A 16,520-nucleotide genomic window follows, 5' to 3' on the forward strand; every position below is an offset into this window, starting at 1 on the left:
AAGGAGGATTTTTCATGAAAGTTGCAATTATATTTGGAAGTAAATCAGATACGGATGTTATGAAGGGAGCAGCAACAGCATTAAAGGAATTTAATATTGATTTTAAAGCCTTTGTGCTTTCTGCTCATAGAGTACCAGAAAAACTTGTAGAGGTTTTAGAAAAGGCTGAAAAAGATGGCTGCGAGTGTATTATAGCAGGAGCAGGACTTGCTGCTCATTTGCCTGGAGTAATAGCTTCTCATACAACATTACCAGTTATAGGAGTACCAATTAATGCTGCTATTAATGGATTAGATTCCCTTTTATCCATAGTTCAGATGCCAAAGTCAATACCAGTAGCTACCGTTGGAATAAATAATAGTTATAATGCTGGAATGCTTGCGGTACAGATGTTATCTCTTAAGTATCCAGATTTAAAGGAAGCTTTAGTAGAGTATAGAAAAACAATGAAAGAAAAATTTATAAATGAAAATAATGAAGGAGTGGAATTATAATGGAAAAATTAGAAATGATTTATGAAGGAAAAGCAAAAAAAGTATACAGCACAGAGGACAATGACAAGGTTGTTATATATTATAAAGATGACGCAACAGCTTTTAATGGAGAGAAAAAAGGACAAATCGAAGATAAGGGCGTATTTAACAATACTATTACTTCTACAATTTTTAGTCTTCTTGAAAGTAAGGGAGTTAAGACTCACTTTATAAAGAAATTAAGCGATAGAGAACAGCTTTGCAAAAAGGTACAGATAATACCTCTTGAAGTTATAGTTAGAAATGTAGCAGCAGGAAGTATGGCAAAAAGACTAGGACTTGAAGAAGGTCTTAAGTTAAATACTACAGTTTTTGAGCTTAGCTATAAAAATGATGAATTAGGTGATCCGTTAATAAACGATTATCATGCAGTAGCAATTGGAGCTACAACATTTGAAGAGCTTCAAGCTATATATGTAATGACTTCAAACATTAATAACATATTAAAAGATTTCTTTATAAAACAAAATGTTAAGCTTATAGACTTTAAGCTTGAATTCGGAAAGACTAAGGATGGAGAAATAGTTCTTGCAGATGAAATCTCCCCAGATACTTGTAGATTCTGGGATGCAGAAACAAATGAAAAGCTTGATAAGGATAGATTTAGAAGAGATTTAGGAAATGTAAAAGAAGCATATACTGAAATGTTAAAAAGAATATGTGGAGAGTAGGGATATTATGATATTTGAAGATGAGGATAAGTTCAAAGAAGAATGTGGAGTATTTGGAATTTTTGCAAATGAAGACCTTGATGTATCCTCTATAACTTACTATGGACTGTATGCTCTCCAACATAGGGGGCAAGAAAGTGCAGGGATAGCTGTTTCAAATGGAAATCAAATACACTGCTACAAGGACATGGGACTTGTAGCAGATGTATTTAATCAAGAGGATTTAAGAAATATGAAGGGATCTATTGCAATAGGTCATGTTAGATATTCAACTACAGGTTCAAGTAATGTAAATAATGCTCAACCTATAGTAAGTAAATACAAGCTTGGAACAATTGCTATAGCTCATAATGGAAATCTAGTTAATGCTGATGTTATAAGAGAGTTATTGGAAGATGGAGGATGTATATTCCAGACATCTATAGATTCTGAAGTTATTTTAAGTCTTATAGCAAGGGGTGCAAAAAGAGGAATAGAAAGAGCTGTAGTGGATGCAATCCAAGCAGTTAAGGGCTCTTATGCTATAGTTCTTTTAACAGAAGATAAGCTAATTGGTGTAAGAGATCCAGCTGGTATAAGACCTCTTTGTATAGGAAAGATAAATGAAAATTATATACTTTGCTCTGAAAGCTGTGCATTAGATGCAGTTGGAGCAGAATTTGTTAGAGATGTAGCCCCTGGCGAAATAGTTATCATTGATAAAGAAGGTTTAAAATCCATAAGTTTTGGAGAAAGAATAAAGCCAGAAACCTGTGCTTTTGAGTATATATATTTTGCAAGACCTGACAGTGTTATAGATGGAATAAATGTGTATACTTCGAGAATAGAAGCAGGAAAGCAGCTTTTTAAAGAGCATCCTGTGGAAGCAGATATAGTTATAGGAGTTCCTGACTCAGGATTACAAGCTGCTATAGGTTATGCTAAAGCATCAGGAATACCCTATGATACAGGATTTATAAAAAATAAGTATGTAGGAAGAACGTTTATTTCTCCTTCTCAAGAACTTAGAGAAAGAGCTGTTGCTGTAAAGTTAAATCCTTTAAAGGTTAATGTGGCAGGAAAGAGAGTAGTACTTATTGATGACTCTATAGTTAGAGGAACTACTAGCAGAAAACTTGTAGATTCCTTGAAAAAAGCAGGAGCTACAGAGGTTCACTTTATAGCTGCTTCACCTGTAGTAAAGTATCCTTGCTATTTTGGAATAGATACACCTTATAGAAATGGATTGATTGGTGCTTGTAAAGAAATTGATAGCATAAGGGAAGAAATTGGTGCAGATAGCCTAGGATATTTAAGTATAGAAGGACTGCTCAAAGCATTAGGAGGAAAAAATAAGTTCTGTTTAGGATGCTTTAATGGAGTTTATCCAGTTGCAGCTCCAATGGAATCAGCAAAAGATCGTTTGGAAAAATAAATAGTCTTGGAGGATAGTAAATGATAACTTACAAGGATTCAGGAGTAAATATTGAAGAAGGTTACAAGTCAGTAAGTCTTATAAAGGAACATGCTAAAAAAACCTTTATTCCAGGGGTTATAAACAATATAGGAAGCTTTGCAGGAATGTTTGAAATAGGAAGTGGATACAAAAATCCTGTACTTGTTTCAGGAACAGATGGAGTTGGCACAAAGCTTGAGATAGCCTTTAAGACAAAAAAATATGATACTGTAGGTATAGATTGCGTTGCCATGTCTGTTAATGATATTTTATGTCATGGAGCAAAACCACTCTTCTTTTTAGATTACTTAGCTTGTGGAAAGCTTGAAGCAGAAGTTGCTGAGCAGTTTGTTAAAGGTGTTTCAGAGGGATGTATGGAAGCAGGATGTGCATTGATTGGTGGAGAAACAGCAGAAATGCCTGGCTTTTATAGAGATGGAGAATATGACATTGCAGGCTTTGGAGTAGGAATAGTTGATAAAGATAAAATTGTTGATGGAAGCAATATTAAACCAGGAGATGCTCTTATAGGTATAGCATCTTCAGGAATACACAGTAATGGTTATTCTTTAGTTAGGAAACTAATAACAGATTTAAATGTTGACTTTAATGGAAAGAGCATGGGAGAAGTACTTTTAACTCCAACAAAAATATATGTAAAGCCAATTTTAAAACTTTTAGAAAGCTTTGAAATAAAAGGCATGGCTCATATTACTGGAGGAGGATTCTTTGAAAATATTCCTAGAATGTTTAAGGAAAAGTTAACTGCAGTGATTTATAAAGATAGCTTTGAAGTTCCAGATATATTTAAACATTTAATGTCATTAGGCGTTAAAGAAGAGCATATGTTTAACACATTTAATATGGGACTTGGTTTTATTCTTTGTGTTAAGGAAGAAGATAAGGACAATATATTAAAGGCACTAGAAGAACTAGGCGAAAGGGCATATCACATTGGTAATGTGGAGGCTGGAGGTGCAGGAGTTTGCTTAAAATAGCGGTACTAGTATCAGGAAGCGGAAGCAATCTTCAATCCATAATTGATAGCATTGAAGCTGAAGAATTAAAATGTACCATAGAAATGGTTATAAGTGATAAAGAAGGAATTTTTGGAATTGAAAGAGCAAAACAAAAGGGTATACAAACTTATGTATTGGATAAAAAGATATATGGAAAAGAAATTTCAAAGAAGATTCTTAGCTTAACTAAAAATAAAGTAGATTTAATTGTTTTAGCAGGATTTTTATCAATCTTAGATAGTGAATTAATATCTACTTTTAAAAATAAAATTATAAATATTCATCCTTCTCTAATACCATCTTTCTGCGGACCAAGGATGTATGGAATTAAGGTTCATGAGAGAGCAGTGGAATACGGGGTGAAATTTTCAGGATGTACAGTACACTTTGTAGATGAGGGCACAGATACAGGAGCTATAATATATCAAAGTGTAGTGCCTGTTTATTCAGAAGATACTGCAGATACACTTCAAAAAAGAATTTTATTAGAAGAACATAAAGCCCTTCCGGAGGTTATTAAGCTGATAAGTGAAGGAAGAGTTAAGGTGGAAGGCAGGAAGGTAACCATAATTTAAATTTTAGGGGGGCTAGATTTATGTTAAAAAGAGCATTAATAAGCGTTTACGATAAAAGTAATTTATTGCCACTAGCAGAGTTTTTAATAAAAAGAGATGTAGAGATATTATCTACTGGAGGAACCTATAAGTTTTTAAAGGAAAATAGAATAGCTGTTACAGAAGTCTCTGATGTAACAGGTTTTGAAGAAATTCTAGATGGAAGAGTTAAGACTCTTCACCCAATAATACATGGTGGAATACTTGCCATAAGAGATAACAGTGAACATATGGAAACCATAAATAGAAAGGGAATAACTCCTATTGATATGGTAGTAGTTAATCTATATCCCTTCTTTAATAAAGTAGATGAGAATATATCCTTTGATGAAAAGGTTGAATTTATAGATATTGGCGGCCCTACAATGATAAGAGCAGCAGCTAAAAACTTTAAAGATGTTATTGTGCTTACAAATACAACAGATTATCAGGTAGTTATGGATGAACTTCAAGAAAATAATGAAGTAAAATTTGAAACTAGAAAGAAATTAGCTGGAAAAGTATTTAATCTTATGTCAGCTTATGATGCAGCTATTAGTAATTTCTTATTAGAAGAAGAAAAGTATCCAGAATATTTAACTGTTTCTTATAAAAAAGAAATAGATTTAAGATATGGAGAAAACCCTCATCAAAGCGCATCCTATTATACTCAAACTACAGGCAAGGGTGCTATGAAAAATTTTGTGCAGTTAAATGGAAAGGAGCTTTCCTACAATAACCTAAAGGATATGGATGTTGCTTGGAAAGTTGCTTGTGAATTTGATGAAACTGTATGCTGTGCGCTAAAACATAATACTCCATGCGGCGTAGCACTAGGAAACACTGTTAAAGAAGCCTACTTAAAGGCCTATGAATGTGACGATGTGTCCATATTTGGGGGAATAGTTGCCTTCAATAAAAAAGTAGATAAAGAAACTGCAGAGGAGCTTGAAAAGATATTTTTAGAAATAGTTATAGCTCCAGACTTTGATGAAGAAGCTTTAGAGGTTCTTACTAAAAAGAAGAACTTAAGAGTTATAAAGGGAGAAGTTAAACCTGAAAATAAGTTTGAATTTGTATCTGTAGATGGAGGAATACTTGTACAGGAGAGAGACAATGAGCTTATAGAAGATATACAATATGTAACAGAAAGTAAACCAAGTACAGATCAAATGACAGATTTAATCTTTGGAATGAAGGTTTGTAAATATGTAAAATCCAATGCTATTGTAGTAGTTAAAGATGGAATGGCAAAGGGAATTGCTGGAGGTCAAACTAATAGAATATGGGCAGCAGCACAAGCATTAGATAGAGCTTACGATGGAGTAGTAATGGCTTCAGATGCATTCTTCCCATTTGGAGATGTAGTAGAAGAAGCGGCAAAATACAATATAAAAGCAATAATTCAGCCAGGTGGCTCAATAAGAGACAATGAATCTGTGGAAGCGTGTAATAAATATGGAATTTCAATGGTGTTTACAGGAATTAGACACTTTAAACACTAAAAAAGGGTTGGAGGTTAAGTGATATGAAGGTTTTACTAATAGGTTCTGGGGGCAGGGAGCATGCCATAGCTTGGAAGCTTGCTCAAAGCCCTTTGGTACATAAGATATACTGTGCTCCAGGCAATGGAGGAACTGCGTTAGAAAATAAATGTGAAAATATAAATATAACTAAAAATGAAGAACTTTTAAAATTTTCTAAAGAAAATAATGTTAATATTACTATTGTAGGACCAGAAGCACCGCTAGTTGATGGAATAGTAGATATGTTTAAAGAAGCATCACTTAAAATTTTTGGCCCTTCAAAACATGCTGCAGCTCTTGAGGGAAGCAAAGCCTTTGCAAAGAATTTTATGAAAAAATATGAAATCAAAACAGCAGCCTATGAAGTTTTTGAAAATGCTTCTGATTCCATTGAGTACTTAAAAAGTTGTTCCTATCCAATAGTTATAAAAGCAGATGGACTTGCAGCAGGAAAAGGAGTTGCCATTTGCCAAAGCTTTGAAGAAGCAAAGGCGTGTATTGAAAGCTTTATGATCGAAGATGTATTTGACGGAGCAGGAAGCAAAGTTGTTATAGAAGAGTTTTTAGAAGGTGTTGAAGCTTCTATACTTGCAATAACAGATGGAGAAACTATGATTCCGTTTTTATCAGCAAAGGATCATAAGACTATTTATGAAGATAACAAAGGTCCTAATACAGGTGGTATGGGGGTAATCAGTCCTAATCCTTATTGTACAAATGAAGTTTTAGAAAGCTTTATAGAGAATATAATGAATCCAACTTTAAAAGGGTTCTCAGAAGAAAATATGGATTACGTTGGAATTGTATTCTTTGGTATTATGATAACTAAAAAAGGAGTATATCTTTTAGAATACAATGTGAGAATGGGAGATCCAGAAACAGAAGCTGTACTTCCGCTAATGGAAAGTGATTTTATGGAATTGATTATGTGTGCTTTAAATAAAAGCCTTAACAATTATAAAATAACATGGAAAGATAAACATTCTTGCTGTTTAGTTGCAGCTTCAGGAGGATATCCAGCTAAATATGAAACAGGTCTTGAAATAAATGGAGTTAACGATACAGAAGGTAAGGTGTTTATAGCTGGAGCAAAATTTGAAGAAAATGCTCTTTTAACCTCTGGGGGCAGGGTATTATGTGTCACTGCTTTGGGGGATACCTTAGAAGAAGCTAGAAGTAATACCTATAATGAAATTAAAAAGGTTAATTTTGAAGGAATGTATTATAGAAAAGATATAGGAAAAGTTTAGGGTGCCACCCACATGGCAAGTGGCAAGTTTAAATAAATAATATATTTTATAAAACCCAACTAAATAATATCTAGTTGGGTTTTATTTTGCTTATTTTAAAATAAATGGAATTAATATTAAACTTTTTCCATAAATAATCGTAATAATAAACAGGAGGGAGATAGGTATGAAAAAAATAACAGCTATATGTAGTGCATTATTATTAAGCTTATCTATGATAGGATGCACAGCCAAGCAGCAAGTTGGATTGAGTTCAGGCGTATCCAAAGACACATCAGACATATCTCAAAAGACAAAAGAAACTGAAAAAGAAGAAAAAAATACTGTTGACAAGTATACAAAACTAATTGGTTTAACTAGGGATGAAATTCTTAAGAAACTGGGTGAAAATCCAAATCTTGTTGATGAAGGTGGATTAGAATTTCAAAGTGCAGGCATCAGAGTTTGGTTTGGAGAAGATGGAAAAACTGTGAATCAAGTTTTTATGAATAGCAAGGATATTGATTTTAACGGAGCAAGGGTTGGTGAAAATGTAGAGAAGTTTAAAAGTATCTTTGGAAAACCAGTATTAGAGGATAAGGAATCGGCATACATTAACTTTGACTATAAAGGATTAGTTTTACATGTGCCATATGATTCTAAAACACAAAAAGTTATTGCTGTATATTTGGTAAAAGAATGGGAATAATGGTGATACCAATGTAAAAAAGATAAGTTTAAACAGGTAAAAAAGCATATAAGTTCTTATCAAATGAGAATTTAACCATTATTTTGCAGAAGGGACTTTTTCTGAATTAATATATAGATAGTGTACTGTTGACAAGCCTTTATGTGGATGATAATATATTTCTACAAAGCTAATATAATAAAAATTATATTAATAGAGGGAGTAACTGCCTGTAAGTTACAGGTTTCAAAGTCGTCATTTCGGAGAAATCCCGGCTTTGATGGGCATTTAGTTTAGTGAGACTCTATAGCTAGAAATGCTTTAGTTAAAGAGTCTTTTATTTATTTCATCGTTTTGATTTAAAAAGACTCCATAGCTGGAAGTGTTCTGGCTATGGAGTCTTTTTATTTTACTGCGAGAGGAGAGAAAGAAGTTGTGATAATTACATCATAGGAAAATAGTTTTATAAAACTTTAATAATTTAGGAAAGATAATAGTTAATACATAATAATTTAAATTAACTTTACGAAGGAGTGCTATAGATGAGTGAGTTTTATAGAAAATCCTCTCAAGAGGCAATGAAAATACTTGAGGCTAATAATGAAGGATTAAATGATACACATATTACAAGGCAAAGGGAAAAGTATGGTTATAATGAATTGGAGGAAGCAAAAGGTATAAGTGCTATACAAGTTTTCTTCAATCAGTTTAAGGATTTTCTTGTTTTAATACTATTAGGAGCGGCAATAATATCTGCTTTTCTTGGAAAGCTGGAAAGTACCATTGTAATAATGATAGTAGTTATAATTAATGCAATACTTGGTACTGTACAGCATATTAAGGCTGAACAATCACTAAAGAGTCTTAAAGCCCTTTCGTCTCCAACAGCTAAGGTTTTAAGGAATGGACAGAAGACTGAGATTTCTTCTAGAGAACTTGTTGTGGGCGATATCTTTTACTTAGATGCAGGTGATTATGTAAGTGCAGATGGTAGAATACTTGAAACCTATAACCTTCAAGTTAATGAAAGCTCACTGACAGGTGAATCAGAAAGCGTAGTAAAGATAACAGAAGCCATAGATAAAGATAATATAGCTATTGGTGATAGAAAAAATATGGTCTTCTCAGGAGGTTTTGTTACTTATGGTAGAGCAGTTGTTTTAGTAACTAATATTGGTATGAAAACTGAGATAGGTAAGATAGCAAATTTACTTGAAGGTGCAAAAGAAAAGAAAACGCCACTGCAAGAGGGCTTAGATAGTTTTGGAAGAAAGCTTGCAATTGTTATACTTGTAATATCAGCCTTTATATTTGGGTTAGATATATATAGAGGTCGAGAAATTATTGATTCCTTTATGTTTGCGGTATCCCTTGCAGTGGCAGCTATTCCAGAAGCTTTAAGCTCCATAGTAACTATAGTACTTGCACTGGGAACTCAAAAGATAGCAAAAGCTAATGCTATAATAAGGAAACTTCATGCAGTGGAGAGCCTTGGAAGTATTTGTGTTATTTGTTCTGATAAAACAGGAACTTTAACACAAAATAAGATGACAGTACAGAAAGTTTTTGTAGACGATAAAATAGTAGAGTATGATGAGCTTGATTATGATAAGACCCTAGAAAAAAGCTTGGTATTAATGGCTTTACTATGTAATGATGCAGTTACAATTGAGAAAAAGGAAATTGGCGATCCAACAGAAGTGGCACTTGTTAATTTAGGTGACATATATGACTTGGATGAACTAGTTATAAGAAAGGAGTATCCAAGATTAGGTGAAGTGCCTTTTGACTCTGATAGAAAACTTATGAGCACAATTAACACAGTTGGAAATAAAAACCGAATGATAACAAAGGGTGCATTGGATGTACTTTTATCAAGAACTTTAAAAATTGAAACTTCAGAGGGTATAAAGGAATTTACTGAGGAACATAAAAGGCAAATCGAAGAAATAAACAGAGAGTTTTCTATGAATGGTCTTAGAGTTCTTGCGTTTGCATACAAGGATATTGACGAAGTGAAGGAACTTAGTATTGAAGATGAAAATGGATTAACCTTTGTGGGACTTATAGCTATGATGGATCCACCTAGAGTTGAATCAAAGCAAGCAGTAGAAGATTGTATAGATGCAGGAATTAAGCCAGTAATGATAACAGGAGACCATAAGGTAACTGCCTCAGCCATAGCAAAGCAAATAGGAATATTAAAGGATGAATCAGAAGCTTTGGAAGGTTTTGAATTGGAAAACATGACAGATGATGAACTTAAACAAAGGGTTGAAAATATTTCTGTTTATGCAAGAGTATCACCAGAGCATAAAATTAGAATAGTTAGAGCATGGCAGGAAAAAGGAAATGTTGTGGCAATGACTGGTGATGGAGTAAATGACGCACCTGCTTTAAAACAAGCGGATATAGGTATTGCCATGGGTATTACAGGAACAGAAGTTGCTAAAGATGCTGCAGCTATGGTGCTAACAGATGATAATTTCTCTACTATAGTTAAATCAATTTCAAATGGAAGAAGCATATATGCAAACATTAAAAATTCAATAAAGTTTCTTCTTTCAGGAAACACGGCAGGAATACTATCAGTACTTTATGCTTCCATAAGTGCACTGCCAAATCCTTTTGCACCTGTGCATTTACTATTTATCAATTTGGTAACAGACAGTCTTCCAGCAATTGCAATAGGACTTGAACCTCATAATGAAAACATGATGAGAGAAAGGCCAAGGGATATAAATATACCAATACTAAATAAATCCTTTGCTATAGAAGTTATTATTGAAGGTTTTTTAATAGCCCTAGGAACAATGATAGCATTTCACACTGGTTTATCTGCTGGTAATACAGGAACTGCAAGTACCATGGCCTTTGCTACCCTATGTCTATCTAGGCTTTTACATGGGTTTAATTCAAGGTCTAAAGAATCTATATTCAAGATAGGTGTTTTCACTAACAAATTTATATGGATTGCTATTATACTCGGTTACTTAATGTTGATGGCTGTATTAACCTTTGACCCACTCATGGGTATAATGGAGATTACACCATTAACTGGGGAACAGTATGGAATTGTATATGCTTTATCCTTCACGCCACTTGTTTTAGTGCAAATTTATAAACTTCTCTTTGTTAAAAATAATAAATAACTACAATATTGAATTTGTAACGGAATGTTAAATAATATAGTGAGCTGAGAACTTATTCCCAGCTCATTATACTGTTAATATAATGATATTTAAGCTATAGGCTTTATACTATCACTAAATACTTGTTCTAAGTATAATATTTTATAGAAATAAATCTGGCTCTTTTCTAGAAGAAAAGTCAATTTCTAATTCTTCTTTATGTCTTAGATAATCTTTATCATCATAATATTTTGCATTAGTAGGACACTTCTTAATACAAGCACCACATTTAATGCAAATTCCATTTAATTTAGATACATCGTTAGTATCAATAGAACCCATAGGGCATATGCTCGCACAAAGTTTACAATTAATACAATTGCTATTTGTTTTTGGAGTAACCTTCCTAATATCCACAGGTAGGCCTTCTTTATTTTTAGGCATATAATATTTTTTATAGGGCTTATTTCCATTTACATATATAGATTGAAATTTGTCTTCAGTTATCATTTTTGTATATATTTTATCAGCAAAGTCATTTGCTATGGACATATCTTTTTGATCCGGTCTATCCTTAGCAAGGATTTTAGAAAATGAATGCTCTCCTATGAATGCAGCGGCTCCAATAACCTTAAAATCATTCAACTCAAGGATATCTATTAACTCTATCAAAGCATCATCATAATTTCTATTTCCATAAACAACTACAGCAACTGCTAACGCACCATTACCTTTAGCAGAACTTAAATATTTTAGCAATACATTAGGAACTCTTCCAGCATATACTGGAACCCCTACAATCACAACATCATCCTTTGTAAAAGCTACTGATTCTTCTCTAGCTGCTGGTAATGTAAAGTCAACAGTATTTACAGTCAATGTCTTATTAGTATTGTCTAAAAATTTACTTGCAATTCCGCATACTATTTTCTTAGTTGTACCAGTAGCACTAAAATACATTGTATTAACTTTTTTATTCATAATGTACCCCCTTGTAATATCCTCATTAGGTTAATTATAGCATACAAGTTCTGTCTGCATGATAGGTAACATGTTTAAAGGTGGAAACATACAATCATCAAAGATATTCAAACTATTTATATTACCAATTTATTCTGATTGTTAGAGGTATATAAATAAAATACAATAAAATTGCAACAAAATATTAGCAAGGGGGAAAAAAATGAGAAAAAGAATTTTAAGTGCTGCTTTAGCCTTAGCATTATCTTTACCTATAGTGTTAATATCTAAAGTTAATGCTGCAACACTGAGTAAGAGGTTATCAGGTGAAAATAGGTATGAAACAGGATCTAAAATTACAATAGAAGGGTGGACAACATCAGAGTATGCAGTAATAGCTAGTGGGGAAGGTTTTGCGGATGCACTTTGTGCCGCACCTTTAGCTAAAAAATATAATGCACCAATTTTACTTACTGGAAAAAGTACTTTAGATTCAAATGCTAAAAATCAACTGCAAAGACTTAGTGTGAAAAATGTATTTATAATAGGAGGATCTGGTGCTGTATCAGATAATGTAGATTCTGAGATAAAAGACATGGGTATTCAAACTACTAGGATATATGGGAAAGATAGATTTGAAACATCTGTAGAAGTAGCTAAGATGTTAGGAGATATTAAGGAGATATTTATAACCAATGGACTTGGTTTTGCCGATGCTCTATCCATAGCACCAGTAGCAGCGCAGAAGGGTGTCCCAATATTACTTACTAATAAAGCGTATTTACCGCACAAAGTTAAAGAGTTTTTACTTAATGAAAATTATGAAGAAACTCATATAATTGGAGGAAGTGGAACTGTAGATAATAAGGTAGCTTCAGAATTAAAAATGGTTACAAGACTTGGAGGAAATAACAGATATGAAACTAATGCAGCAGTATTGACTCATTTTGCAAGTGATTTTACCTATGATAAGGTTTATGTTGCTTCAGGTCAAAATTATCCAGATGCCTTATCTGGAAGCGTATTAGCATCACTAAGTAAGTCTCCTTTAATTCTAACAGGAAACTCTATTGATGCTTCAGTAATGTCTGCAATAAAATCTAGACATGATAAATACAATAACGTCATAATTCTAGGCGGTACAGGGGTAGTTTCTGAAAGGATAGCAAATGGTGTTGTTAATGGATACCTTACTGTTTCTAATCCGACTGCTGTAAAAAAAGAGTTTGAGAAGATGGGATTTATATTTAGTTCTAATACCACAGCCATGTACAATAAAGATGGTATTTCTATAGGGTTAGTGGATAGAGGAGGGTTTTGGCAGCTTGCTGTAAAGAGTTGGGGAGATAAAGAAGAAAGTTTATTTTTTAGAGCAATGAGTATAGTTTTAGGACGCGATGAAGCATGGAGTAATTTAATATATATTGACTATGCACTAGAAATGCCAAACTCTGTTCATACAAGTCCATTTGTTAAAGCTTTTGTTAGCAATGGTGATACGTTGATTGTATATGTGTATAACCAATAATGATACTTAGCACATTAAAGTTTTCAAGAGAGGCTTATGTAAATTTACTTATGAACTCTAGTGAAGCATAATAAAAGGGGATGCCTCAAAATGCATATTTATGTATTTTAGGGCATCCCCTTCAAATTTAGTATTTTTTAAAAGTCTTAATTTTATTACCTTTTTCCATAGGTTAATTTGCTATATATTTGGTAAAGAAAAAAATATTTTCATCGATTATATAAAATAAGGCAAATTTAATTATAGATATAATAACATTAAAAAAATGCCAATATTTTTAAAGTACCCTCTTAAATAAAAAGGAAAATACGTATAAATGAGTATAATATGGATACGGAGGTATAATTTATGAAAAAACAAATTATTGCAATGACATTGGCGGCGTATTTAACAGGGATATCTGGTACTGTATATGCAAGCGGAGATGGGGTTATGGGTATAAACCAGGTAACAACTGAAACGGCAAGTGAAACTATGAATGAAGGAATAGTTAAAACAACAACAGAAGTAACATCTGAAACGCCTACAACAGCAGAGGGAAATGAAGAGAAAACCCAAGAGGAAGTAAAAGTAGATAAAGAGGAAGTTAAGGAGTCAGCAGGTGTTTTGCCGAATTCACTTTTTTATAGCATTGAACGAGGAATAGAACAACTTCAAATTGCAATTACACAAAGCGAAGAGAAGTTAGCTGAACTTAAGGCGAAATTTGCTGAGGAAAGAGTTGCAGAAGCAGCTATTATGACAAGCGAAGGAGAAGAAGAGCTTGCTAGTAAGGTAACAGATGAATATATTAATATGCTAGCTTCAGCTACAGAACATATAAATAAGGCAATTAAAGCCAAGGATGAAGCGGTGGAAAACCTTGCAGTTCTTAATGAATATTATCAAAAGAGTCAAGAAATATTAAAGACTATGCTTGAAAAGCTTCCTGAGGATACTAGATTAGCTATTGAAAATGAGTTAAATGAACAGGATAAGACACTAACTGCTGTTAATAGTTTCTATGCAGCAAAAAAAGCATTTTTTGCTGCTAAGGAAGAGTTTAAGAAGGCAAAGGCAGAACTTGAAGTTGCAAAGCAGAGCGGTGATGCAGAAGCAATCAAAATGGCTGAAGAAAAGGTAAAGGCAGCAGAAAATTTAAAAGATGAACTTGAAGGATTAAAAGATGCTGCTGAGGCATCGAAGGAAGAAGTAAAAGAGATTGTTAAACAAACTGAAAAGGCAATTAGCTCAGGAATTAAACAAACAGAAAAAGCAAATGAAAAGATTACAAAGGTAGAAGAAAAAGCCCTAGATTCTGAGAAAAGAGTACAGGAGAAAGCAGACAAAGCAGAACAGAAAGCTATAGAAAAAGCTAAAAAGCAAGAAACAAAGGTACAGGTACCAGAGAATAAGACTGAAGAGGAAACTGAAGAAAAAGCTAAGAAGGCAGAAGAAAAACTAAATGAATCACAAAAGAAAGCGGCTGAAAAAGCTAAAGAAGAAGCTAAAAAGGCAGAAGAAAAGCTAAAAGAAGCAGAAGAGAGAGCTAAGGAAGTTGCTAAAAAAGCAGAACAGAAATTAAAAGAATCACAAGAGAAAGAAACTAAAAAAGCAGTAGAAAAAGTAAATGAAACAAAGAATGCTGAAAAAATAAATAATAAGAATAAATAATAAAAATAGGATGCGATTAGGCATCCTATTTTTATTAGAATATATAATATAAGTTTAATAATAAATTGCTATTTTAATTCTAAGCAATGCATAAAAAAATTGTTAAGATATACATTATATCATATAGGAGGTGATTGAATGAAAGTAGCTATTATGGGAGCTGGAATGGCGGGACTTTCCTGTGCTATAACATTAGAGAAGCACGGAATTATGCCAACTATTTTTGAAAAAAGAAGTAAAGTAGGAGACAGATTTGTTAATGCAGAATCAATGTTTAGTATTTTAAATAGACCCATTAAAGATAGTTTATCTTACATATCAGAGAACTATAAGATAAATTTAAAACCTATAGATGAAATTAATAAGATGTCAATACACTCTAAAAATGAGATTGGAAATATTAAAGATAAAATTGGATATACAAATATAAGAGGCAGACATGAAAATTCTTATGAAAATCAATTGGCAAAGCAGGTAAAATGCAATATTAATTTTAACTCAAGCTACGAATATGAAGAACTATGTAAAAATTTCGATTATGTAGTATTAGCTACCGGAGATGGAGAATATGCATCTCACTTAGGCAATTACAGATGTGACCTTACTTGTACTATAAGAGGAGCAACTATTGAAGGAGAATTTATAACAAGTAATCCTCATGTATGGATTAACTACGATATAATACCTAAGGGATATGGATGGATAATACCATACTCTAAAAATGAAGCAAACTTATCTATTGCTTATCCTGATTATCCTGAGAATATAAAATTAAATATAAATGATATGTGGGATAAATTCTACAATTTAGTGAGCAAAAGTTTTGGCCAAAATTTTAAAGTAACTGATAAGTTTGAAATTACAAGATATATGATGGGTATATGCAATAAGCCTAAAATTGATAATACATATTTCGTTGGGAACTGTTTTGGTACCATTTCTCCAGGGCTCGGATTTGGACAATTCCCATCAATTTTAACAGGAGTATATTCAGCATATGATATTTGCAAAATAGGATCTTATCAAGAACTTACTAAACCTTTATTTGAAAACTATAACAACTCCCTTGTATTAAGAAAATTTTTAGAAAACTTAACAAATGATCAAATAGATTTTCATATTAAAAATTTAGATAGAAAAGTTATAAGTAAATTAGTTGATAAATTATGTGAAACTAATAATAGCAGTATTGATTTACTCAAGTTATCGACTCCTGTTATGAAGCTTTGGAATGAATACAAAGAATTTAAAGAACAAAAAATACAATAAGACATTTTCTTAATAACATGTTTTCGCAATATGATATAAAAATAGAAGTTTATTAGTATTTTAGAAATTAAGTAATTTTTATTATAGAATAAATTACTCTTACCCTGGGGAAAATTTTAGTGAAGGGAGAGTGATTTAAATGGGAAAAAGCAAAAATATTAAAGCACAAAATCAGAGTATGATAGATAATAGTAATGACAGCAGAAATGCAAATAATGGATATATGCAAAATGGGAATGCTAGCAAGTATGCTGCACAGCAGGGAACAAGAAACAAGAACTAGAT

The 16,520-nt window shown here is 32.6% G+C and carries 14 protein-coding genes; 13 read left to right on the forward strand and 1 reads right to left on the reverse strand.

Annotated features, from left to right (window positions below; translation table 11 throughout):
• The first annotated feature begins 14 nt into the window (after positions 1–14).
• The 9 genes from purE (at position 15) to BSD9I1_RS03770 (ending at position 10,846) form a co-directional block, all read left to right on the forward strand.
• The gene (purE, locus tag BSD9I1_RS03730; RefSeq protein ID WP_186429190.1) at positions 15–494 is read left to right on the forward strand and encodes a 5-(carboxyamino)imidazole ribonucleotide mutase; all 480 of its coding nucleotides are present in this window, start codon (positions 15–17) and stop codon (positions 492–494) included.
• Positions 494–1,204 (forward strand): phosphoribosylaminoimidazolesuccinocarboxamide synthase, encoded by a 711-nt coding sequence (gene purC, locus BSD9I1_RS03735; protein WP_186429191.1) that lies wholly within the window; start codon positions 494–496, stop codon positions 1,202–1,204. Before purE ends, purC begins: the two co-directional genes overlap by 1 nt.
• A 7-nt stretch (positions 1,205–1,211) precedes the next feature.
• Positions 1,212–2,618: an amidophosphoribosyltransferase gene (gene purF, locus BSD9I1_RS03740; RefSeq protein WP_035310006.1), complete on the forward strand. Its 1,407-nt coding sequence runs from the start codon at positions 1,212–1,214 to the stop codon at positions 2,616–2,618.
• Positions 2,619–2,638: 20 nt separating this feature from the next.
• Positions 2,639–3,637 (forward strand): phosphoribosylformylglycinamidine cyclo-ligase, encoded by a 999-nt coding sequence (gene purM, locus BSD9I1_RS03745; RefSeq protein ID WP_186429192.1) that lies wholly within the window; start codon positions 2,639–2,641, stop codon positions 3,635–3,637.
• Complete coding sequence (purN, locus tag BSD9I1_RS03750; protein WP_186429193.1) at positions 3,625–4,233, forward strand: phosphoribosylglycinamide formyltransferase; 609 nt, start codon at positions 3,625–3,627, stop codon at positions 4,231–4,233. Before purM ends, purN begins: the two co-directional genes overlap by 13 nt.
• 20 nt (positions 4,234–4,253) lie before the next feature.
• A complete protein-coding gene (purH, locus tag BSD9I1_RS03755) occupies positions 4,254–5,756 on the forward strand; it encodes a bifunctional phosphoribosylaminoimidazolecarboxamide formyltransferase/IMP cyclohydrolase (RefSeq protein WP_186429194.1) in 1,503 nt (500 codons plus the stop codon).
• A 23-nt stretch (positions 5,757–5,779) separates the two neighbouring features.
• The gene (gene purD, locus BSD9I1_RS03760) at positions 5,780–7,027 is read left to right on the forward strand and encodes a phosphoribosylamine--glycine ligase (RefSeq protein WP_186429195.1); all 1,248 of its coding nucleotides are present in this window, start codon (positions 5,780–5,782) and stop codon (positions 7,025–7,027) included.
• A 166-nt stretch (positions 7,028–7,193) separates the two neighbouring features.
• Positions 7,194–7,715, forward strand: a complete 522-nt coding sequence (locus BSD9I1_RS03765) for a hypothetical protein (protein ID WP_186429196.1) — start codon at positions 7,194–7,196, stop codon at positions 7,713–7,715.
• Between the two features lie 521 nt (positions 7,716–8,236).
• On the forward strand, positions 8,237–10,846 hold the full coding sequence (locus BSD9I1_RS03770) for a cation-translocating P-type ATPase (RefSeq protein WP_186429197.1): 2,610 nt from the start codon (positions 8,237–8,239) through the stop codon (positions 10,844–10,846).
• 141 nt (positions 10,847–10,987) lie between these two features.
• Here BSD9I1_RS03770 and BSD9I1_RS03775 read toward each other — a convergent pair whose 3' ends face one another.
• On the reverse strand, positions 10,988–11,806 hold the full coding sequence (locus BSD9I1_RS03775) for an EFR1 family ferrodoxin (RefSeq protein WP_186429198.1): 819 nt from the start codon (positions 11,804–11,806) through the stop codon (positions 10,988–10,990).
• 202 nt (positions 11,807–12,008) lie between these two features.
• Between BSD9I1_RS03775 and BSD9I1_RS03780 the strand changes: the two genes are divergently transcribed.
• The 4 genes from BSD9I1_RS03780 (at position 12,009) to BSD9I1_RS03795 (ending at position 16,518) form a co-directional block, all read left to right on the forward strand.
• On the forward strand, positions 12,009–13,313 hold the full coding sequence (locus tag BSD9I1_RS03780; protein WP_186429199.1) for a cell wall-binding repeat-containing protein: 1,305 nt from the start codon (positions 12,009–12,011) through the stop codon (positions 13,311–13,313).
• 348 nt (positions 13,314–13,661) lie between these two features.
• Complete coding sequence (locus tag BSD9I1_RS03785) at positions 13,662–14,966, forward strand: DUF5667 domain-containing protein (RefSeq protein ID WP_186429200.1); 1,305 nt, start codon at positions 13,662–13,664, stop codon at positions 14,964–14,966.
• A gap of 138 nt (positions 14,967–15,104) precedes the next feature.
• Positions 15,105–16,235 (forward strand): NAD(P)/FAD-dependent oxidoreductase, encoded by a 1,131-nt coding sequence (locus BSD9I1_RS03790; RefSeq protein ID WP_186429201.1) that lies wholly within the window; start codon positions 15,105–15,107, stop codon positions 16,233–16,235.
• A 139-nt stretch (positions 16,236–16,374) separates the two neighbouring features.
• Positions 16,375–16,518, forward strand: a complete 144-nt coding sequence (locus BSD9I1_RS03795) for a hypothetical protein (RefSeq protein WP_186429202.1) — start codon at positions 16,375–16,377, stop codon at positions 16,516–16,518.
• Positions 16,519–16,520 lie beyond the last annotated feature (2 nt).

It is taken from the genome of Clostridium sp. BSD9I1, from assembly GCF_900185645.1.
In the GTDB taxonomy this organism is placed as follows: Bacteria; Bacillota; Clostridia; order Clostridiales; family Clostridiaceae; genus Clostridium_AK.

Bases quoted from the DNA above. Each gene is read 5' to 3' on its own strand.
- purE (WP_186429190.1), top strand. From the start codon at position 15: ATGAAAGTTGCAATTATATTTGGAAGTAAATCAGATACGGATGTTATG.
- purC (WP_186429191.1), top strand. From the start codon at position 494: ATGGAAAAATTAGAAATGATTTATGAAGGAAAAGCAAAAAAAGTATAC.
- purF (WP_035310006.1), top strand. From the start codon at position 1,212: ATGATATTTGAAGATGAGGATAAGTTCAAAGAAGAATGTGGAGTATTT.
- purM (WP_186429192.1), top strand. From the start codon at position 2,639: ATGATAACTTACAAGGATTCAGGAGTAAATATTGAAGAAGGTTACAAG.
- purH (WP_186429194.1), top strand. From the start codon at position 4,254: ATGTTAAAAAGAGCATTAATAAGCGTTTACGATAAAAGTAATTTATTG.
- purD (WP_186429195.1), top strand. From the start codon at position 5,780: ATGAAGGTTTTACTAATAGGTTCTGGGGGCAGGGAGCATGCCATAGCT.
- BSD9I1_RS03765 (WP_186429196.1), top strand. From the start codon at position 7,194: ATGAAAAAAATAACAGCTATATGTAGTGCATTATTATTAAGCTTATCT.
- BSD9I1_RS03770 (WP_186429197.1), top strand. From the start codon at position 8,237: ATGAGTGAGTTTTATAGAAAATCCTCTCAAGAGGCAATGAAAATACTT.
- BSD9I1_RS03775 (WP_186429198.1), bottom strand. From the start codon at position 11,806: ATGAATAAAAAAGTTAATACAATGTATTTTAGTGCTACTGGTACAACT.
- BSD9I1_RS03780 (WP_186429199.1), top strand. From the start codon at position 12,009: ATGAGAAAAAGAATTTTAAGTGCTGCTTTAGCCTTAGCATTATCTTTA.
- BSD9I1_RS03785 (WP_186429200.1), top strand. From the start codon at position 13,662: ATGAAAAAACAAATTATTGCAATGACATTGGCGGCGTATTTAACAGGG.
- BSD9I1_RS03790 (WP_186429201.1), top strand. From the start codon at position 15,105: ATGAAAGTAGCTATTATGGGAGCTGGAATGGCGGGACTTTCCTGTGCT.
- BSD9I1_RS03795 (WP_186429202.1), top strand. From the start codon at position 16,375: ATGGGAAAAAGCAAAAATATTAAAGCACAAAATCAGAGTATGATAGAT.